The 19,646-nt window shown below is 40.2% G+C and carries 18 protein-coding genes; 3 read left to right on the top strand and 15 right to left on the bottom strand.

Features of this window, described 5'->3' with window-relative positions; genetic code table 11:
* Nucleotides 1-171 precede the first annotated feature (171 nt).
* The 6 genes from ACO1PF_RS11900 to ACO1PF_RS11875 all read right to left on the bottom strand — a co-directional run bounded on the left by ACO1PF_RS11900 (nucleotide 172) and on the right by ACO1PF_RS11875 (nucleotide 6,714).
* Nucleotides 172-909, bottom strand: coding sequence for an SDR family NAD(P)-dependent oxidoreductase (locus ACO1PF_RS11900; RefSeq protein ID WP_423189275.1), 738 nt, complete (start codon nucleotides 907-909; stop codon nucleotides 172-174).
* Between the two features lie 749 nt (nucleotides 910-1,658).
* On the bottom strand, nucleotides 1,659-2,186 hold the full coding sequence (locus tag ACO1PF_RS11895; RefSeq protein ID WP_423189274.1) for a hypothetical protein: 528 nt from the start codon (nucleotides 2,184-2,186) through the stop codon (nucleotides 1,659-1,661).
* A gap of 27 nt (nucleotides 2,187-2,213) precedes the next feature.
* Nucleotides 2,214-3,200, bottom strand: coding sequence for an ABC transporter permease (locus ACO1PF_RS11890; RefSeq protein WP_423189273.1), 987 nt, complete (start codon nucleotides 3,198-3,200; stop codon nucleotides 2,214-2,216).
* A gap of 12 nt (nucleotides 3,201-3,212) precedes the next feature.
* Nucleotides 3,213-4,112: an ABC transporter ATP-binding protein gene (locus ACO1PF_RS11885; protein ID WP_423189272.1), complete on the bottom strand. Its 900-nt coding sequence runs from the start codon at nucleotides 4,110-4,112 to the stop codon at nucleotides 3,213-3,215.
* A gap of 318 nt (nucleotides 4,113-4,430) precedes the next feature.
* Entirely contained in the window at nucleotides 4,431-6,023 is a 1,593-nt protein-coding gene (locus tag ACO1PF_RS11880) for a putative ABC exporter domain-containing protein (RefSeq protein WP_423189271.1), read from the bottom strand.
* Nucleotides 6,016-6,714 carry an ABC transporter ATP-binding protein gene (locus ACO1PF_RS11875; protein ID WP_423189270.1) on the bottom strand — a complete coding sequence of 233 codons (699 nt, stop codon included), beginning with the start codon at nucleotides 6,712-6,714 and terminating at the stop codon, nucleotides 6,016-6,018. The genes ACO1PF_RS11880 and ACO1PF_RS11875 overlap by 8 nt, the downstream gene beginning before the upstream one ends.
* Before the next feature lie 873 nt (nucleotides 6,715-7,587).
* On the opposite strand from ACO1PF_RS11875, the gene ACO1PF_RS11870 reads away from it, so the two are divergent.
* Together ACO1PF_RS11870 and ACO1PF_RS11865 are read left to right on the top strand one after the other, a co-directional pair.
* Complete coding sequence (locus ACO1PF_RS11870) at nucleotides 7,588-7,731, top strand: hypothetical protein (protein ID WP_423189269.1); 144 nt, start codon at nucleotides 7,588-7,590, stop codon at nucleotides 7,729-7,731.
* Between the two features lie 98 nt (nucleotides 7,732-7,829).
* The gene (locus ACO1PF_RS11865; RefSeq protein WP_423189268.1) at nucleotides 7,830-7,979 is read left to right on the top strand and encodes a polyprenyl synthetase family protein; all 150 of its coding nucleotides are present in this window, start codon (nucleotides 7,830-7,832) and stop codon (nucleotides 7,977-7,979) included.
* Nucleotides 7,980-8,276: 297 nt separating this feature from the next.
* Here the strand turns inward: ACO1PF_RS11865 and ACO1PF_RS11860 are convergent, their stop codons facing one another.
* From ACO1PF_RS11860 to ACO1PF_RS11835, 6 genes are all read right to left on the bottom strand, one after another.
* Nucleotides 8,277-10,289, bottom strand: coding sequence for a bifunctional metallophosphatase/5'-nucleotidase (locus tag ACO1PF_RS11860; RefSeq protein ID WP_423189267.1), 2,013 nt, complete (start codon nucleotides 10,287-10,289; stop codon nucleotides 8,277-8,279).
* Between the two features lie 283 nt (nucleotides 10,290-10,572).
* Entirely contained in the window at nucleotides 10,573-10,716 is a 144-nt protein-coding gene (locus ACO1PF_RS11855; protein WP_423189266.1) for a hypothetical protein, read from the bottom strand.
* Between the two features lie 140 nt (nucleotides 10,717-10,856).
* A complete protein-coding gene (locus ACO1PF_RS11850; RefSeq protein ID WP_423189265.1) occupies nucleotides 10,857-11,831 on the bottom strand; it encodes an SWIM zinc finger family protein in 975 nt (324 codons plus the stop codon).
* 125 nt (nucleotides 11,832-11,956) lie between these two features.
* Nucleotides 11,957-13,414 carry a PH domain-containing protein gene (locus tag ACO1PF_RS11845; protein ID WP_423190556.1) on the bottom strand — a complete coding sequence of 486 codons (1,458 nt, stop codon included), beginning with the start codon at nucleotides 13,412-13,414 and terminating at the stop codon, nucleotides 11,957-11,959.
* Nucleotides 13,404-13,898, bottom strand: coding sequence for a PH domain-containing protein (locus ACO1PF_RS11840; RefSeq protein ID WP_423189264.1), 495 nt, complete (start codon nucleotides 13,896-13,898; stop codon nucleotides 13,404-13,406). The genes ACO1PF_RS11845 and ACO1PF_RS11840 overlap by 11 nt, the downstream gene beginning before the upstream one ends.
* 63 nt (nucleotides 13,899-13,961) lie before the next feature.
* Nucleotides 13,962-14,222: a hypothetical protein gene (locus ACO1PF_RS11835; RefSeq protein WP_423189263.1), complete on the bottom strand. Its 261-nt coding sequence runs from the start codon at nucleotides 14,220-14,222 to the stop codon at nucleotides 13,962-13,964.
* A 151-nt stretch (nucleotides 14,223-14,373) separates the two neighbouring features.
* Between ACO1PF_RS11835 and ndk the strand changes: the two genes are divergently transcribed.
* Nucleotides 14,374-14,775, top strand: coding sequence for a nucleoside-diphosphate kinase (gene ndk, locus ACO1PF_RS11830; RefSeq protein ID WP_423189262.1), 402 nt, complete (start codon nucleotides 14,374-14,376; stop codon nucleotides 14,773-14,775).
* Nucleotides 14,776-14,991: 216 nt separating this feature from the next.
* Here the strand turns inward: ndk and ACO1PF_RS11825 are convergent, their stop codons facing one another.
* From ACO1PF_RS11825 to ACO1PF_RS11815, 3 genes are all read right to left on the bottom strand, one after another.
* Nucleotides 14,992-15,585: a DUF1349 domain-containing protein gene (locus tag ACO1PF_RS11825; protein WP_423189261.1), complete on the bottom strand. Its 594-nt coding sequence runs from the start codon at nucleotides 15,583-15,585 to the stop codon at nucleotides 14,992-14,994.
* A gap of 715 nt (nucleotides 15,586-16,300) precedes the next feature.
* On the bottom strand, nucleotides 16,301-17,905 hold the full coding sequence (locus ACO1PF_RS11820) for a complex I subunit 5 family protein (RefSeq protein WP_423189260.1): 1,605 nt from the start codon (nucleotides 17,903-17,905) through the stop codon (nucleotides 16,301-16,303).
* Nucleotides 17,906-17,926: 21 nt separating this feature from the next.
* The gene (locus ACO1PF_RS11815) at nucleotides 17,927-19,540 is read right to left on the bottom strand and encodes a complex I subunit 5 family protein (RefSeq protein WP_423189259.1); all 1,614 of its coding nucleotides are present in this window, start codon (nucleotides 19,538-19,540) and stop codon (nucleotides 17,927-17,929) included.
* Between the last annotated feature and the right edge of the window lie 106 nt (nucleotides 19,541-19,646).

The following is a 19,646-nucleotide window of genomic DNA, read 5'->3' as shown; positions in this document are numbered from 1 at the left end:
CACTTTAAGTGTTGTTAAATTTAATATATCACAAAAGTGTAATAGTTATGAGATTACTTTAAATACTTCCATATACCGCCGCTTAAATCCTTATCCATTTTGTCAAATCTATAACCAATTTTGAGATATAAGCCTCTACTTCACAATTCATGAAATAGAGGCTTACGCTGATTAATTATTACTATCGTTGTTTAAAATTTCTAATGCCTCTTCCAAACTCTTCCCGCTATAATCTTGAGCTTCCAGCCACTGTCCAGTGAATCCTTTGGGTACAAAGGCACCGATGATCATTCCGGGGATAACGGTCTCCACGTCATGCGGTGCTTTTTCTCCGCCCAGGTCTGTTTTGATCCAGCCGGGGTAGACGGAATTGATCATGACGTTTTTGGCTTTCAGTCTCCCAGCGTAGTCCAGGGCGAGTTTATCCAGCGCGGCTTTTGACGCAACATAAGCCCCTATTGCCGGCTGGTTCTTGACGATACTGGTGGTGTTGATGATGCGTCCGAATTTTTGTTCCAACATGCCCGGCAGTAACTTCTCTAACAGGATCATTGGAGCGATCACATTGATCTGATACGTCCGGACATACTCACTGGCATCCACTTGCCATTGAGGGTTCTGAAACTTTGACATGACGCCTGCATTGTTGAACAGAATATCCACCGTTGCTTTTTCTAAAACCGTATCGGCCATTTTTCTGACTTCTTCTTCATTCGACAATTCTGCCGCTACAGCAAAAACGTCCACACCAAGTCCTTTGATTTCTTCGACTAAGTCTTCTGTGTGCGCCAGATCCCGGCTGTGGACGATGACATTCGCCCCTTGTTTCGCCATGGCGAGTGCAATCTCCCGCCCGATTCCCCGGCTGGCTCCAGTGACGAGTACCCATTTGTTTTTGACATCTAACATGTTTTTTCCTCCTTGTTTAAGTAATAAAGTTTTCACTAAATCAATTTTCTACTGTTACACATTTGGACGATCCAGTTTATTCGTCCGCTTAAAATAAGTATACTCTTTTTGGAATCGCTTACGCAAGGAATGAGTGGTTCGAGCAGCACTTACGGGTGCCTGTTTTTTCTATAAGGAGATTCTGTAGTGAGTTACTTTTATATGGCAATGACGTGAACGAAGAGTGATCGAGTTAGGTGCCCCCCTCCTATTCTTGATGTGAGTGAACAGCTGAAGTCATGTAACAAAAATGGCAGGGAATCAGACGGATCCGTCTGATTCCCTGCCTAAAATGTATCATCCTTCGAACTTGCTTTTATCAAATCTGTATACGGCGTAGCCCTTTTTATTGTCATCCACTTTTAGGGATAGTAAGGGTATATTATAAAATACCGCACCAGCGAGTCCATTTCACCTCACTGGTACGGTAGCATTGGTTTTGATTCTTTTAGGCTCATAGTCAAAGGATTGCTGTTTCGTGTAACCTGTGATCCTTTGCTGAACTGCCGTATATGCAGCTATGCATCCACCAGTTACACATGCAGCAATAGATGCTAGTTCTTCACAGCGCTAGGTAACTTCTTCTCCCGATTGCATTCAATAGTTTAGTCGGGTAGAGCATGGCTCCCCTAAAGATTATCTTATACCGTTTCAACTCATTTATCCTGACCAGCGGTCTTATAGCACATGTTTTATTTTTGAAGAGGTTATTATGCGGCTACAGTAATTAAGATATTCAGTACAAGTAATCCGACACTCACGATCGTGATGGCCTTTTTGATATGATAGGGTTTGTTTTCTCCGGAAAAATAAAAGAAAAGGAACAAGCCTGTTGTTACGATACTGCCTAAGACCGCAAGTGCTATATTTCCTTGCAATTCCAGCATTTGACCAATCAATTCTAAGACAATGCCAATGGCTGATGAGTAAAACAACGCCGACCAGATCTCGTTTTTATAGACATCAGAATCTTTGGCGATCCACTGGGTTGGAAATCTCTTTACCAGATATTGTATGCCCACCCCGATCAATCCGCCTATGACACCTAACCCGGTCACGATAGCGACCCCTAAAGATGCCACCCCGGGATTGGCCTCAATGAGTTCAGCGATTTCCGGTTCCACTGTAAGCTCTGCTGTATTCAAACTGATCACGACGGACGCGATCAAAACAACACTAAAAACAGTGAGTGCTAACCATGGAAATCTTTTTTTGTTCATCTTTACGTTCTCATTCATTTGTGTTCCCTCCAAAATTTACAGTTATCATAAAACATCTTGTTTGTTGAATGCATAGTAGGACAGTCCTAAAAACACCCCAACATACACCACATTAACGATCGCGGAAAAGGGTAAACTTAAGCCGTCAATGTACGTCATGCGTCCCGGCAAATAATTTTCTAAACTCCAATTAGCCATTAATAAATACTTTGCCAGATCCGTTTGTGATGCTAAGTATTGAGTTAACCCGGCCCCTAAAAATATAGCGCCTAGTGTAGCACCTAGGGATAATGAGGTGTTTCGCGTGATGGTTGATAGCGTAAACGCCAGAGATGAGATAATGACTAAATAAACCAGGTTACTGGCCACTAAGCCGGTAAAATAGCTTATAAATTGCACATGCTCATAGCTGCCATTCATCGTCATGAAGACATATTCCGATGTTGGATTCATATCTGTGGTCAGTAACGAGAAGATCGTCGTCGATAAATATAACAGTCCATAGTAAAAGAACGCCAACAGTAAGGTCGAGATGTATTTAGCAGTCAATATTTTTGTTCGGGACTGGGTACGTATCAGTAGCATTTTAATGGTGCCCATAGAGAATTCCTTTGATACCATAGCACTCGCTATGATCGTTACAAAAATACCTATCAGTGCATTCAAACTTGATGCCTCGACTAAGCGGCTATAAAAATTGTTTGCTGCAGGTGGCTCGATATCTTCGGCTGAATGATAACTGAGTCGCTCTATCTCGTCTTGATTGATACTCACTGTAATGCTGTCGCTAAACGATAACTCTGTGTCTTGAGTGAGCAATTCTTCTGTTTCTTCCTGCAAGGTGTTTATTTGCTGGGACACGTCACTTTGCCAATCTTCACTGTATGTACTCGACTCGCTTGCCTGTTCATTATCGAAAATCAGAGGCATAAAACTGAGCAACGCTGCAATGCCTACAATAACTATCATAATAATAATGTTACTTTTTCTTGAAAAAACTTTTTGCCATTCGTTAATAATTAGGTTTATCATAATATCCTCCTTTTATTCAGCAGTCAGATGCATAAAGCGGTCTTCGAGCGAGTGGTTTTTCGGTTCCACACTGTATATCCCGATAGCGTTGGCCACTAACACTTTCACTATGCTGGAAACATCGGACAGTTCATTAGGTAATTCTACTAGTAAATGGTCCTCGTTCAACTGGCTTGTTAAGTCGAAATGTTCTTGTAACAGTGCCTGCGCCTTTTCTGGTTCAGAAAGCTTAAAGTGGTAAACCTGTTTAGCTTCATCCTTAACGTTTTCTACCGCAATTAGTTCACCTTTTTTAATGATAGCGATACGGTCACACATGAGTTCGATTTCACTTAATAGATGACTTGATACAATCACTGTGACATTTTTCTCTTTTGCAAGCATACGAATGTGACGTCTTAATTCCTGCATGCCTGCCGGGTCTAGACCGTTGGTTGGTTCATCAAGAATCAACACCTTAGGATCATTCATCAACGCTTGAGCAATCCCTAAACGCTGTTTCATCCCAAGCGAATAGTCCTTGACCTTGTCATTGATTCTATCGGTCAAATTGACAAAGTCTACAAGCTCCGCAATTTTCTCTTTAGACACACCCGTGTGCATGCGTGCAAAATAGTCCAGGTTTTTTTGTCCTGAGAAAAAAGGATACATCTCGGGATTTTCAACAATCGCTCCGATGTTTCCCAAAGCGTCTTTGTGTTCTTTTTCGACATCATGTCCACAAACACTGATCTGCCCTTCTGTTATCTCAATCAATCCAACGATCATGCGAATAAGCGTTGTTTTCCCTGCGCCATTCGGACCAAGTAGCCCTAACACTTCGCCTTCGTTGATCGTTAAAGAGAGATCTTTAATGATTTTTTTTCTATTGATGGTCTTTCCTACATTATCTATTGCGATCGTTGTCGTCATAGTATCTCCTTTTTTCTGTTTATTTTTTTAAGCCATTAAAGATTGCACTATTAAAAGTCTGTCATCTTGTGATGTTTTACACAAATAATATTAGCAATTTATTGATAGCGTTCTGGTGGAGCTTAAAAGTTTCGGATCAACATTTTAATGAGCACCTCTGCTTTTGTTGAAAGGCTAAGGTTCTCATATTTAGCTCATGATGAAATCCCTTTAAAATAGTCAAAAACCCTCTACGCGCCAGATGCGTTTTCACACAGGGGGTTAAAATTTGAAAGTTGAGTATTAGAAGTGACCTGTGTTTTATTACTAAGCCATCCTCTATTCCTCTAAACTCTCGATATTTCTCAGGCTCATTGAAGATAGGTATAAAAATAAAAGCATGATAAGAATAGCATATATAGAAATGGCCAGAATGATTGGCAAAATAGAGAGTATTCCAGTAAAGAACAATGCCGAAATTGGACCAATCATAATAATAATGGAGACAAAAATACTAATGATGCTAGCGAACGTGTGGCCAATCTTAGCGCCAATAATCCCCTCAATAAAAATTGATACATACGTCATCATTGCCTTCAGTAAGGTCTGTACAGTAATCGCGAAAAGGATTTCCAAAAATGATACGCTCATAAATAAGCCTGCTGGTACTGTTAAAAAGATGGCCCGAACTAATGAGAGTAGATGTTCCAATAAGCTGGCATTGAACAATTTATTTAGAGGTGAATCTGGCATCAAAAATAAATAATAATTTTTGAATTCACTTTTCCAATCAGAACCCGGTTTAAAAAATACGGACAAGTAAATACTGATACCAATCATGATTTCCAAGTAATAATCCGGATTAATAAAATCATCAATGAAAATTGAAGCGAGGCCCAATCCAAGCCCAGCGACTAAATAAATGATGTCTCCAAAAGATAAGAAATATCTTCTGGATCTTCTGCGTTCAATAATCTGTTTATGAAACATTACGTTTGATTTAAAACCCTTAAGTTTCCCTTTATAGCCATATTTCTTTTTCTTGTTTCCAAAGGCTTCTGTAAGTGAAATATCCCCTTTTTTACTTTGTAATAGAGCGACATTTTCAGAGAAAGATAACGCATCCTCGTAATACTCCCCTGTACTTTTCATTTTATACGCGTAATAAGTTAATGAGAGCGCCGAAGCAAAGAATAATCCCGTAGTAATCAGCCTTACGGGTGTCAGACCGAGCATGACTAGATTTAACCACCCCAGCTGCCAACCAAAAATAGGTATCATCAAAACGACTGGAGAAGATAGGATCGAACTGATATAAGCAATATCAAAACCTGACTCTAGTGTCTGACTGACCACATTGGTTATTAAAAACACTGTAAAACTAGCTAAAACAACATAAACTATTCTTTTGATTCGCTGCTTTTGCTTAAGCGTGATTTCTTCACTGGCATACATAATAACTGCTAAGCTGTAGCTTAGTAAATTTGAAAATACGATATTTACAAGAATATATATAATGCTTATAAGCAGAGGTATTTCAAAGACAAAAACAGCTGCCATTAAAAACATCACTTGCATCGCGAAATTTATATATACGTCCTTCGACAAGGCATAAATTAAAGCTTGTTTTGGCGACGTTGGACTAGCTAAAATAAAATTTACATCCTGCTTTTTAAAATTGACACCTTTCCTTTTTATGTAAGTCATCGTTAACGGCATGGTTAAATAGAGAGTACCCATACTCGCAATTAATACAAACCCTGATCGCGTGTTTAAACCAAGATCCGTAATAAATCCTTTCATTAAAAAGGGGAGATAAAAATAATAGGCAGCCAAAAGCAACATTCCGATTGTTTTTAATGGTTTTTTTATTGATTTCTTAAAAAAATTAAGGAAAGACTTTTTAATAAGGTAAAGCAAAGATTCATTCATCATTCTCACCCGTTATCTTGAAGAACAATTCTTCTAAATCTTCCTGATCAGCATCTGTTCGACTGATATTTTCAATCACCTTTCCTTCTTTCATAAAAATAACACGATCCCATAAATCTTCTATCATTTCGATCATATGCGTACTGATCATCACCGTTTTATTCTCTTGCTTTAATTCAATAATCAGTTTTTTGATTTCTTTAATGGCCTTTGGATCAAGACCGATCATTGGTTCATCTAATATAATGACCTTAGGATCTACAATGAGGGCTGCACAAATACTTACCTTTTGCATCATTCCTTTTGAGAGCTCGTCACCTAATTTGTCTGCTTTATCGACTAAATCAAATCGGTTTAGTAAGGCAGTGAGCTTCTCTTCATCTGCAGTTTTCCCATAAGCCAAGGCCATATATTCTATATGTTCGCGCACGGTCAACAATGGAAAGAGTGTTGGGATTTCTGGTACATAAGATAATAATTCTTTCGCCTTTAAAGCTTTATTGTTATAAGAACCTATGCTTATTTCACCTTCGAATCTTAAAAGACCCACAATACTCTTGATGGTCGTAGACTTCCCTGCCCCATTCGGACCAACAAGCACTGCAATCTCCCCCTGACCAATATTAAAATTCACATCGTCAACGGCTTTTGTTTTTTTATATGATTTAGTTAAATGTTTTACTTCTAACATGAAAGAACTCCTTATTAAATTAAAATTATCGCACCTTGCTATTTCATACAAACTCATCAATATGATAAACAAGGTATAATTCAAATAATTTATACGTTGATTCTGCTATGACATTACCATATGGCTTTTCTACTCTATAAATGCTTATTTTCAAAAGTATCCAGTTTTTCTCGTATTTTATGTAAAAATCAGATGTGCACTCGTTTTTTAAGAAAGCCATCAAATGTTTTGTTCAGATCAATGTATCAATCAAAAATATCATAACCAAGTCACCAAAGCAGAACCTCCGTTAAAAAAGAAAAGATACAGGACGAAAAATAGTAACCGAGAACACTAGATTGATGGTCAACAAAGCTTTTATTCATTTATCTATCTATTGAACACTTTTTATTTTTCCCTAATTTAACTGGCTGTCATTTGAAAACGCCCTTTCCTGTTTTGTATTATGTAGACACGTGATTAAACTTATCATAAAAAGATAAGAATAGAAAGGGTATAACTATAACTATAAATATAGTAGTATATATCAAATTTAATCATGATTCTGCACAAGGGTCATTTTAAGAAAAAGTGAGCTGAATAGAGTTGTTATATAGCATGCTTATTCAACAGCTCCTCTAAATTGCGAGGGTACTTCTGTGTCAACTCGATCATCAGTAAGAACCATTCGTTTTTAGAAAACTACGCAGATACATTATGTTTTTTCTGCTTAACCCCTTATATAAGATTGTTTAAACGCTTGTCTGACAATCTATTATATGTATGCTAGTAGTTTTTATGCAAAACTTGAGGGGCTTTCATGTATAATTATTCATACAAAATAGAAATAGAAGCGCAGAGCCCGCCTGTCAGCGGTTAATAAAGGAGAACGGTATGGTTAAAACACATCCAATGTGGAACAACTTCCCTAACATCATAGCTCCTTTAGTGGAGTGTCTTGAACTGATCATAGAAAAAACAACCATTGGAAATAAGGAGATAGAAAAGACAGTCATTGATCTGATAGAGGGTCAATGAAATTTACTTAGACCGGCCTGTTTTTTACTTTTTTCACAGTTAGGGAACGCCAATAAGGACGCGCACAAAAAATCATCGCTGTCGCTGCGTTTACTGAGGTGCTTCATTTAGCCACGCTCAGTCATGATGACATCATAGACGAGTCATCAATGCGGCGTGGGAGTGAAACGGTCCAATCCAAATACGGTAAAGACGTGACGGTGTATACAGGTGATTTATTGAGCTCCGTGTACTTTGATTTTCTTTAGGAGGATTTCTTCACCTTGAGTATCTATAAGGCCGGTATAAAAACTTTCTGGGCAACCTTTCCCAGCAATGATAGACTATTGTTTAACAGAAAAGAAGAACACATCAGGCTGCTTAGCAGACCCGACATGCTCTCCAATAAATTGAATAATAGTAGACTATTATTCAATTTTCACCTACGCCAGTTCAAGTAGAATCATTATATAGGAATAATGGAAAGGTTCTTTTTATCCAATTAGCTAATTCTATTCGATTATTGGGTAAGCTGTATTTAATTACATACATCTATTTATATTTAATTAATCTCTTCTTTTTTTAAATAGATGAGCAGATGCTCCCGCAGCAACACTTCCAAATCCAACTAAACCAATTGCCCATGTAGCAGTTGCAGTTGCAGGTAGTCTCTCCCCTTCTGATTTTTCGGCTGCGACTACTACTTCTTCCTCTTCAGCTAACGTCTCAGTGTCGGTGTCTTTTTCTGTTTCATCAGATTCTTGTTCGTCGTATCCAACAGGTAAGGTAATTTCTGACTCATCACCTTTGACGTCTTTATCATCTAAGTCAGTATCTTCTTCCAAATCACCATCATCTTCGATGTCTTTATCATCTAAGTCAGTATCATCTTCCAAATCACCATCATCTTCGATGTCTTTATCATCTAAGTCAGTATCATCTTCGATATCTGAATCTTTATCTTCATCAACGATTTCGTCGTCATCTGTTTCATCTTCGTCACCAGGAAGCACTGGTTCTGCTGCTTCAGGTTCGTAAGGTAATGTCAGAACACGTCCTTCAGTTGGTTCATAGTTGACTGCTCCTAACGCATCTGTTGTTTCTTGTACAAATTGAATTAATGCGTTAGTAACCTGTCCAGCATCTCCTTGAATAATTGTTGCTTTAGAGAAATCGTAACCATCTCCGCCAGCTACAATGAAATTATTAGTTGCTATGCTAAATTTCTGATCTAAGTCCATCGGTTCTTCATTAATAAATAGGTCTGAATCGACATACATTCCTTCTTCATCAACATAAATAATATAGTTTAAACCTGATGTCTGTAAATCAATTTGTGCCCCATAACTGTCAAGTGAACGTTGGTAAGAATAGGCAATGACGTCTTTCAAATCATGCCCAGTCATTTCTAGAATAGCGATTGAGTTACCAAATGGATCGACTGTGAAGATATCTCTAGCTGTAATATCACCTGAGGCAATATTTGCTCTTATCCCACCATTATTCGTGATTGCAATATCTGTATTTGCAAATGTTCTGAGTGAGTCGGTAATCATGTTTCCTAATGAAACATCCATCTCCCAGCGCGCATCACGGTTTAAACCAGTTTCAGTAAATCCGATTACTTCAGATAACAGTTCATCAGTAGACTCATTATATGAATTGACAAGTGATTGAACTGTTTCGTCAACTAATCCATCATCCAGATCAGCAACAGATTGTAAGCGGCCATTAACTGTTACATCTTTAGTCTCAGCATCAATAACCAAATCAAGTACGCCAATATTTCGTGCATTACTTCCGGAATGTGCGATAGGTGTTCCGTTAACAACGACCGGCTCAGTCAATGACGTATGGGAATGCCCACCGATAATCACGTCGAAGAAGTCAATTTCCTCAGCAAGTCTCTGATCAGCAGCAAAACCAATATGGTTTAACGCAATAAAGACGTCTACTTCATCTTTTAAGTATTCATATTTGAGAGCAGTTTCAACGTAATCGTCAAATTCCAAACCGACAATTCCTGAAGGATTTGTTGCAGGAGGATTTTGAGTTAAACCTAGTACGCCAACTGTAAAATCACCAAAATCGAAAATTTGATAGGGATCAAATTCTTCAATAGGTATAGAACTATCTGAAATACGAGTATTCGCAGTAATCCAGTTAAAGTTGGATTCATTTCTTCTATATTGGAAAACTTCCTGTCCATAATCAAACTCGTGGTTTCCTACAGTCATTAAATCTAAGTCCATGTTGTTCAATAAATTAATCATCGGTTCGCCATCTTGTAAATCAACTACAGGATTGCCGCTGAAAATGTCTCCAGCATCTAAATAAAGTGAATTCTCAAGCTGTGAGCGTTGCTCAGTCAAAAAATATGCCATTTTACCAAAATTATTGATACTGGCGTGCAAATCGTTCGTATGAAAGAGAGAAAGCGAATAATTATCTGAGCTATTTTCAACTACTACTGCCTCTACTTCTTCTACCTCTTCCTCAGCTGAAACCATCATTGGTGTAGCAAATATCAGAGTTGAAGAAAATAAACTAAGTACCCAATTTCTTCCGTTATTAGCCATTAAAACACTCCTTGTCAATTTTTTTGATATGTAATGAATTTATAAAAGTTCATTATATATACGCTTTCATAATATCCTACTTATTATTTGAAAGCAATATAAAAATGAACTGTGGGGAATTCAAATCATGAGCTCACTGTTTAAAAGTATAATAATAAATCTTGAGGTTGTTTTTCAAAAAAAGAAAAACCCTAAGATCTGGGTGCAGTCATTATTTGTGGCACGAAAACATTCAACTTAATTGGTTTATATTTTCGCAAGGCTATAATTTATTAAAGCCACTCTACTTAACTATTTTTCCGTTGTTCATGACTGCTAATCCATATATACCATCAGAAGAAAATCTCATTAATGTTGACTGAGGGGCTGTTGCTGTATAAAGACCTTTTGGAGCCATTCTGTTAATTTCTTTTATCAATCTTATCATTCAACGTGTTTCCTCCTAGGATAATTCAGTTGATTTTTTGCTATCAAAAGCCGAAAATGAGTCATTAATTCTTTTATCATATATTTAGTTCTATTTAATACTCTTTTTACTCGTATTAAATATGTTTCCCTGCATCTTAACTAACCCCCATACCACTTCTCGACGTAACTCTTCAGTTCAAGCAGGTCTGCGTAGTTGCCTTCATCACCTGACTGGATACATATAGTCATTCGTTTATGTAAGAGGGATATGAATCGCTTGCGGACCTCCTCTTCTTCCATATGGTCTTTGAAGGCTGATATCAGCTTGACCGATTCTGACATGTGCTGAACAAAAAGGTCGTTGGATAAGGTCAAGTCCAATGACACAATAATTTTCAATTTTAGGGTGTGGGACATCATCGTGGTTTGAGACAGCCGCTGTTTCAGATCATAGAGGATGTACATCAGCAACGCATCCAGGCTCCCGAGCGTGTCGTTCGTCATCTTTTTCAACATGACGACTTCGGTATAGAAGAAAAACATTATATTGAAATAAACTTCGGCATCTTCAATTTCTTCGGCAATATCGATGATTTGAGCCAGATCATCGGTTAAGTCCATGATGTAGTATGGGTCGATAACCGGTCCTTTTCCGAGGACGGACACGATCGTTTCGACAAAGGTCATTTTTAGATACCTTAAATCAGGATACAGTCGAAATAAGGCATACTTGGACAAGAGATACTTTCTTTCGGCCGGATATTTCTCTGCTAGATCGATCAGCATTTCGATCAATTCGTTTTTATATAAGCGTGAAAGATTTAGTCTGATATTGGCAAAAAATATCCCGTCATCGGTCTGGATTTTGTTTTCATTGAGATAATAAAAGGCAGCGACCTGGTGCTTGCAGTATGGTCCCGCATCGTATGGACACGTGCAGGTTGTTTCAGACAGCGTGTCTTTGTCCTCTTTCAACCGCACGACTGCGGTGTAGGTTTTTGACCCTGCCACCTCAAACTCAAAGTACGACTCGTTTTTTTTCAGCACTTTCCTAATCTTGTTTCTTCTAAAGTAATCCAGTCCACGCTCAACGATGATCGGATCGATTTCATTATGAAATGTCGACAGTTGCATTATCCTCACCCCTTACACTTGGTTTATTTGACTGAGTTAGACGAGATGTTGGGTTTAAAAGTTATGTCTTTTTCTGATCAAACTTTGGAATTTGCCTCTTTTTGGATCGCTAGCGAGCTTCTTTCTTATAAAGGTTCAAGGGAGTCAGTTGTCGATACGGCTCTGTTCCAAAACTTGTCATAGATCTGTGTTGAATCGGTTTGCGGGATGAACAGAAGCTTGAATTCAGCGGGTGTTTCGCCTTCTTTGAATGAGACTTTCAAGTGACCCAGCTCTTTTTTCGCTAGCCAGACAGTCGTTGACTGGGCAAAGGCTTGGATGTTTTTTCGAGCAATAAACAACTGGACGGTTGAAAGTCCCTGGAATTGTTGCAAGCAGAGAATGCCTGAAGCTTGAACGCTGTACCCCTGAACCCGGCTCTTCTTCCATCCCGTCACGAGGGCGATGATCAGGGCGAACGCTAAGCCTACTCCGACCAGTCTGTTCACCATGAAAGCAGCACTGACTAGGAGCACGCCCATAAGGAGTGTCCAGCGCAGGAAATACCAGAGCTTGTCTTTAGAAACCTTTTGGATCTGTGGTTCTTGAATAGCGATATTGGGGAGGAATTCGGTCAGCTGACTGTAGACGCTGTCGTTTTTGATAAGTGGAAACAAGAAGACTTTGCCGGCGTTCAGTCCTGCACCCTCTTTTTCCTGGCCGCCCATTATCAGCAGTTCCACGGATGACCGCTGGAACAGGGTGCGAATGATTTGTTTGTGTAGTCGGATGCCCTGGATTTTTTCCAGCGGGATCTTTTGAATCTTTCTTTCAAACAAACCATACTCTATCGTAAGTGTTTCGTCCTCCAGGGAGGCTTGATAATTGTAAAATAAGATGTAGTTTTTCAACAGCGACAAAGCCCCGATGATCGTTATAGCTATAAACGGCAGGAGGATGCTCAGAATGCCTTCAAAGTAATCAAGCAATGAAAAAATCTCAGCATACAAACTATCCGGTAACCATTCCAATGCAAAAGTAAAGATGGTACCCAATACGAAAATAGCCGTCACGTCCGTCAGTGCATACAGCCCGATCTCTTTGTTGGTCAAGCGGAAGCGGATGTCTGAACGGTCGGCCTGGCTCCGGTCTTCTAGTACATTAACGGTTGTTTTGTTTCTATAGGTTTCGATTTTTTCCAGGAGGGAATAATCGACTGCGGTCAACGAAGCTTCTGCTTCTTCAGATGAACTGCTTGCCGTTTCGATCAGGACTTCGACCACATTGAACGGTTTGAAGAAGAACCATTGCCGCTGTTTGATCGTCTGAATCCGGTCGTAGGTGATCTCTGTTTCTCTTTTCTTGAAGATGCCTCGGTAGACAATGATTTTTTCGGGTGACACGTCATAGGTCACCGTGAGGTATTTGACGATACTTTTCATGAGGATGAACGCTACGAGTGCACTTAATCCGATGATCGAATACAGTCCGCGATCGTCCATATCCACCAGCAGGATAAAAAACAGGAAGATCCAGTTTCTCAGGTCTCTGATAAAATAAACCAGCATGACTGAGGGATGAAATTTTTTACGCTCAATTTCCATCTTCACTCAGCTCCTCAACTTTCAGCAATAGATTGTGGCGTATCATTTGAGCTTCTTCGATAGACAAGCCGGCGATATGATGGTTGGTCGCAGCCGTATGTATGATCAGTTCCATCAAGTTCTCCTGTCTTAATAACGGGCCCTGTTCCGTCTCGATGTGCTGGATTCGGGAAAATGGGACGTATGTAATCGAGCGAAAGATGAAGCCTTTTTGGAAAACAACTTCTTTACCGGTTATTTCATAACGGAAATATGTGTAGCGATAGCTGATCAGGAAAAAATTCAATAAGAATATGAGCAGGATCACTGAGAAGTAGCTGCCGGCAATCAGCTGCCACATCGTCGTCAGGCTTTCAAAATACATTAGTGCGCCTACAACGATCCCGCCAAACAGGAGTGAAAGGACAAACGTAATAACGCTCGTTTTTATCCACACTTTTTTGATCGTTTCAGGTAATTGATTTTTCAATAAGGGGTAGTTCATGATTATGCTCCTTTAGATCGTTTTGATAACTACGTATGTCCATTTAAATAAATCTATCAATGTTCATTTCTGCTTATAGTCCTTTGCATAATTATTTAGCATAAATAATAGCCAGAGACCCAAAAGTGAACCTGTAATTGAAAAGGTTAAAAACATTACTATATCTTCGCGCATGACGAATGACAAGTATAGAAAACCGCTTACGACGCTAAAAATGACAAAGTAAATGACTAATCTGACTGTTTTTGGACTTTTATTTGATGTAGCGCCCTCTATTATTCCGTCTATAAAGATTTCAACTAAAAATTCTATAAGATCTGACATTATCCGTTACTCCTTTTCTTTTTCGACTCATTATATGTACTTTAAAGTGCCTTGATCAGAATAATTAAAGATTGGACATCCCTATAGTGTCTAACTGTTCATAAATATGATAAGCTTGAAGCAGAAATCACTTATGAGGAGGAAATGTTTTATGCAAGAAAGAACGCTCGTCTTGATTAAGCCTGATGCTGTAGAAAGAAATTTGATTGGTGCCATTATTAGTGAATATGAACGCAATGAATTGAACGTCGTTGAAATGAAAATGGTGACTGCCACAAAAAGTACGGCAAAGAAACATTATGCCGAACATGAGGGCAGATCGTTCTATCCTAACTTGATAGAGTATCTAACGAGCGGTCCCCTCGTCGCCTTGATCGTTGAAGGTGAAAATGCCATCACGCGTATCCGTGCTCTGAACGGGTCCACTGACCCACAAAAGGCGGATGACAATACCATACGTGCGTTATATGGTCTGAGTAAGCCTAAAAACACCGTCCATTCTTCAGACTCCAAAGAAAGTGCTGAACGGGAAATTGAGATCTGGTTTGGATAATTGAATAAAGACGAGGAGCTGGGATTTTCCAGCTCTTTTTTTTTTTGCACATTTATGGATTATGGATTAACTTGTATGAAGATATTATTAAGAAAAGAGTTGTTTTTCTAGGAAACACTTAGTTAAGTATAGCTTTTATAGGTTCGAGTTGCCATCTTAATTCAGTTATAGTTTTATGCTCATAAAAACATCGCGTATGCGCTGCTTTCCTCTTCCTTACTTGTGGGCTTCCCACTGACACGGTCCGATAGTCATCTCGCTGAAAGTGGCTTTAAATGACGCGTCTTCCGGACTGCAGGCGTAGACCCCAAAAGAGATGGTCCCTTCCCCTTTTTGGAGGTGACAGATGCGCATCTGCTTGTAGTCTTTGCCGTCTAAACTGTATTCGATCCTGAAGTCGGATTCGCGGCGGCTGAGTCGGTACCAGATAGTTTTGATATTGGCATTCACATCCTGGGTCGCCCAGTCGGAATAGCCGCTGTTCGTCACGACACTTCCCAGTCGCTGATAGCTTTCATTTTCATATTCCAGCGAGGCTTTGATCCAGTTGTCCGCATCCAGATACACGGCGATGCCTGCCTGATCGAAGCGATGCCCGCTTTCGCTTTCCACTTTTGTGACAAATGAAAAATAGGTTTCGTCCGTGCGTGTCTGTATGACCGGGGCGTTGTCATTCTGAAACCCATAATACGTGCGCTGCCACAAATCGGTCCCTGGCTCGGTATAAATGGTCAGCGTGTCAGCCGTTCTCTCCATCCTTTTGGGTTCATGGACAGTATGAAGGTTTTGAGATAAAAAAGTTTGCGACATATTTCGTTCCTCCTTGGTGAGTCTGAGTATATTAAGATAGTCTTATTGTAGCGCGCCTTCCAAGAAAATAAAAGAATGACCTTTTTAAATAATGAAAAAAGCAGAGCGGCTGCTCTGCTTCCTTATTGAAGTTTTGGGTAATGGTTGCGTTGATTGAAAAGACTGAAAGCGTCTCTTCAATTAATTACGCTTGTTATCTAAAGGAGTTTCGACTCAAAAGCGGTCAACTTGTTTAGATTAGGGGGTAATCTTAACGAGTTGGGACTCTTTCACACTAAACTCCTTAAGATTACGGTTTATCTTAAGGAGTTTAGCATCAAACCAGCGCAACTTCTTAAGATTAGCCCCAAACCGATCTGGATTCCCCTAAACCTTTCAGTAATGAAAAAAAGCAGAGCGGCTGCTCTGCTTTCCTTATTGAAGTTAAGGGATGTAGTTGAATCGGTTGAAAAGAGTCAAAGTGTCTCTATGATTAATTACGCTTGTTATCTAAAGGAGTTTCGACTCAAAAGCGGTCAACTTGTTAAGATTAGGGGGTAATCTTAACGAGTTGGGACTCTTTCACACTAAACTCCTTAAGATTACGGTTTATCTTAAGGAGTTTAGCATCAAACCAGCGCAACTTCTTAAGATTAGCCCCAAACTTATCTGGATTCCCCTAAAACCTTTAAGTAATGAAAAAAGCAGAGCGGCTGCTCTGCTTTCCTTATTGCTTTTACAACATAATGTAGAGATAACTCGCGACAAACAGGAAAAATCCGGTCATGGAGGTGATGATTCCATTAAAGGTGAGTTCGATATGCGAAATATCGTCCAAGATACCTGATTTTTTGACGATGCCATTATAGATTCCGGTGCCGGCTATCAGCATCAGCATATAAATGAGGCCTTTTTGAAAGTAACCGGCGGTAAAGACGGTTGCTTCATAACCGAACAAAATGTCGATGGAAATGGGTCCGAATATACCAGAAATGAAGATCAGTGTTCCCATGACGAAAACAAGGATCTCTGAAAGTCTGTCTTCTTTTTCAGGTTTTTCTTCTTCCGGACGTTCGTCTTTGCCGAATAGAATCGTACTGAATTTCAAGAAATACGTAATGGTTCCTAGATTGATGACGTTAAGGCCAAATTGTACCAGGGCAGCATCACTGCCGTAAGCAATGAGGTATTTTGAAACACTACCGTTAAACAAGGGGGCCCCGGTGACGCCTAGGATACCAAACAAGACGGCCAGGCCGATCAGTGGCATGGTTCGCATGACTCCCCTGATTTCCCGGATATCTCGCGTCCCATAGTAATGATAGATTTGTCCGGCAGCCAGGAACAGCGTGGATTTAAAGAGCGCGTGACTCACGATATGGAACATCGCGCCCCAGAAAGCCACTTCCGGCCCCATGGTCAGACCGATCATGATCAGTCCGATTTGAGAAACTGTCGAATAGGCCAGGATCATCTTGATATCGTTTTGACCTAATGCCATGATGAATCCGAATATCGAGGTCATAAACCCGATAACCAAGAACAGTTCCTGAACATTTATCACGGCTTCGAACATGGCTGTGAAGCGAATAAACATGTAGACACCTGTTTTGATGTACAGTCCCGATAACAGCGCCGATACAACCGGTGGTGCACTCGGCGTACCGTGCGCTTTAGGCAACCAGCTGAAGAGCGGCACGACGGCCGTTTTCAAGCTCAAGGTGGTCATCATGAAGGCAAACGGTAAATAAAGCGAGCGCGGGTCTTCCACCAAAGGAAGTGCTTCCGCAATGGCATTCATTTCCAGTAAGCCGGTCGTGCGGTAAATCATGCCGATCCCAAAGAGTAAAAAGGCGGTCCCGATAACGTTAACGAAAAAGTAAATCATCCCGTCGTAGATCGCCTGTTTTTCCTTGTTGATCATGATCAGAATGGATACGACCACAGTAGCGACTTCGAGTAAAACGTACAGGTTGAACAAGTCGGTACTCAAGAATAACCCGGTGATCAGCGCTTCCAGTACCAGCAGTAAAAAACCGAACTGCGTGGTGAAATAATCCTTATGAAAGGCAAAGATCAGCATCATCAAAAAGATTATGGCTGTAAGCAAAATAAATACCGATGAGATCGTGTCGGCCATCAGCGTGATGGATAGTCCCTCTGGGGCGCCAGACATGAAATTGAATATCGTATTGGTCAGCCTGACATCAATGAAAATATGTAACGCGTATAGGAGTTGCACTATTTGAACGAAAATAATAAATAAGCGCGTGTCTTTGTTTGAAAATAAAATGGTTAAAACTCCGGCCAAAATAGGACCGACGATCAGTAAATAAAGCAAGGCTTGTCCTTCTTTCTGTGTTTAAAGTCCAGTTATTACATACATGTAACCGGCTAATCCGATGAAGAAAATCAATTGTAGCGTGATCATCGTATTAAATGATAGTTCTACGTGCCCTACTTTGTCAAAAAAGTCACTCTCTTTGACCCAGCCGCGATACAAAGCATACGCGGCAAAACTGAGTAAGAGATAAACAAAGCCTTTTTCTAAATAGGCTGAAGTTGAAATTTCAAAGGAATACCCATATAAAAAAGTAATGAGTCGATTGCCAAATAATCCGGTGAACAATGTCAGGACACCAAAAGTGAGTGTCACCCACTGTGTCAGATTGAAGGGGTCTTTAGGATCTTTTATTTTTTCAGGTTCGATCTTGTCACCAAATAATACTGTAGCGAATTTTATGCTGTAAAGCAAGGTCCCAAAGTTGATGACATTGAGCAACAGTTGGATATAGGGTGAATCACTGCCGTAACTGATCATGTATTTTGAAATCGATCCGTTGAACAGCGGTGCTCCCGTTATCCCGAGCAGGCCGAAAAGAATCGCTGCTCCGGTGATCGGGAACGTCTTCATCACTCCCCGGATATCCTGGATATTACGTGTCTCATAGCGCGTATTCAACGTCCCTACTGACAGGAACAACACGGTTTTAAAGAGTGAGTGCGCGAACATATGGTACAGGCTGCCATAGAAACTGTCAGCCGTTCCCAGTGAAATACCCACGACCATCAGTCCCACTTGAGAGATGGTCGAATAAGCGAGCAAGAGTCGCATATCGTCCTGCGCTACGGCGAAGATAAAACCGGTAATGGCAGTGATAAAACCGATGACCAGAAAGAACAGCTGTAAGTCGATCACCTGAGCAAACATATGAGTGATCCGGATGAAGAGATATAAACCCGTCGTTTCATATACGCCTGATAAGATGGCCGGGATAACCGCTGGGGCACTCGGTGTTCCGTAAGCGATCGGCAGCCAGCTGGATAACGGAAATAAAGCTATCTTCAAACTCAACGTGGTCATCATGAAAGCGAACGGTAAAATGAGCGAACGCGGGTCTTCGACTTGCGTGATGACTTCTTCGATGGCATAAATATCTAAATAGCCAAACGTTCGGTACAAGAAGCCCGTGCCAAACAACCAGAAGCCTGAGCCGATGACGCTCACGAAAAGAAAAATCATGCCATCGTATACGGCTTGCCTGTCTTTTCGTATCATGATCAAAATAGCGATCACGACTGTTGAGACCTCAAGTAAAACGTAGATGTTGAACAAATCGGTCGACAGAAACAAGGCGATAATCAGCGATTGTAAGGTCAGATACAAAAAACCGAATTGAGAGGTAAAATAATCTTCCGCATACGCATAAATAAGCAGACCTAGAAAAAGCAAGGTAGTCAACCAGATAAGGACGATGGCTATGCGGTCTGCATATAGCGTAATGGCAAACTGTTCGGGGTACCCGCCCATATTGTCAACGATTGCCCCGTCTTGTCGGACTCTGTAAAATAAGTACGTTGCGTATCCGACGATACCGACTTGGGAGGCTATGATCAGCTTTCTTGAGTCACTATGGATAAACCCGATATTTATTACGGCGATTGCTATGGGGACTATAATGAGCCAATAAAGCATGAATCATCTCTCCCTTCCCGGGTAAGCGTTATTTTAACTGTAAAAAAGTGAGAGTATCGACCCAATGCATTCGCTGACTTTTCGCTTAAAGGGTTTCTTCCAAAAC

Origin of the sequence: Alkalibacterium sp. f15 (assembly GCF_049389645.1) — a bacterium.
Lineage (GTDB): Bacteria > Bacillota > Bacilli > Lactobacillales > Carnobacteriaceae_A > Alkalibacterium.
The sequence above is the reverse complement of the archived record's forward strand: the minus strand, read 5'-3'. Positions and strand labels throughout refer to the sequence as shown.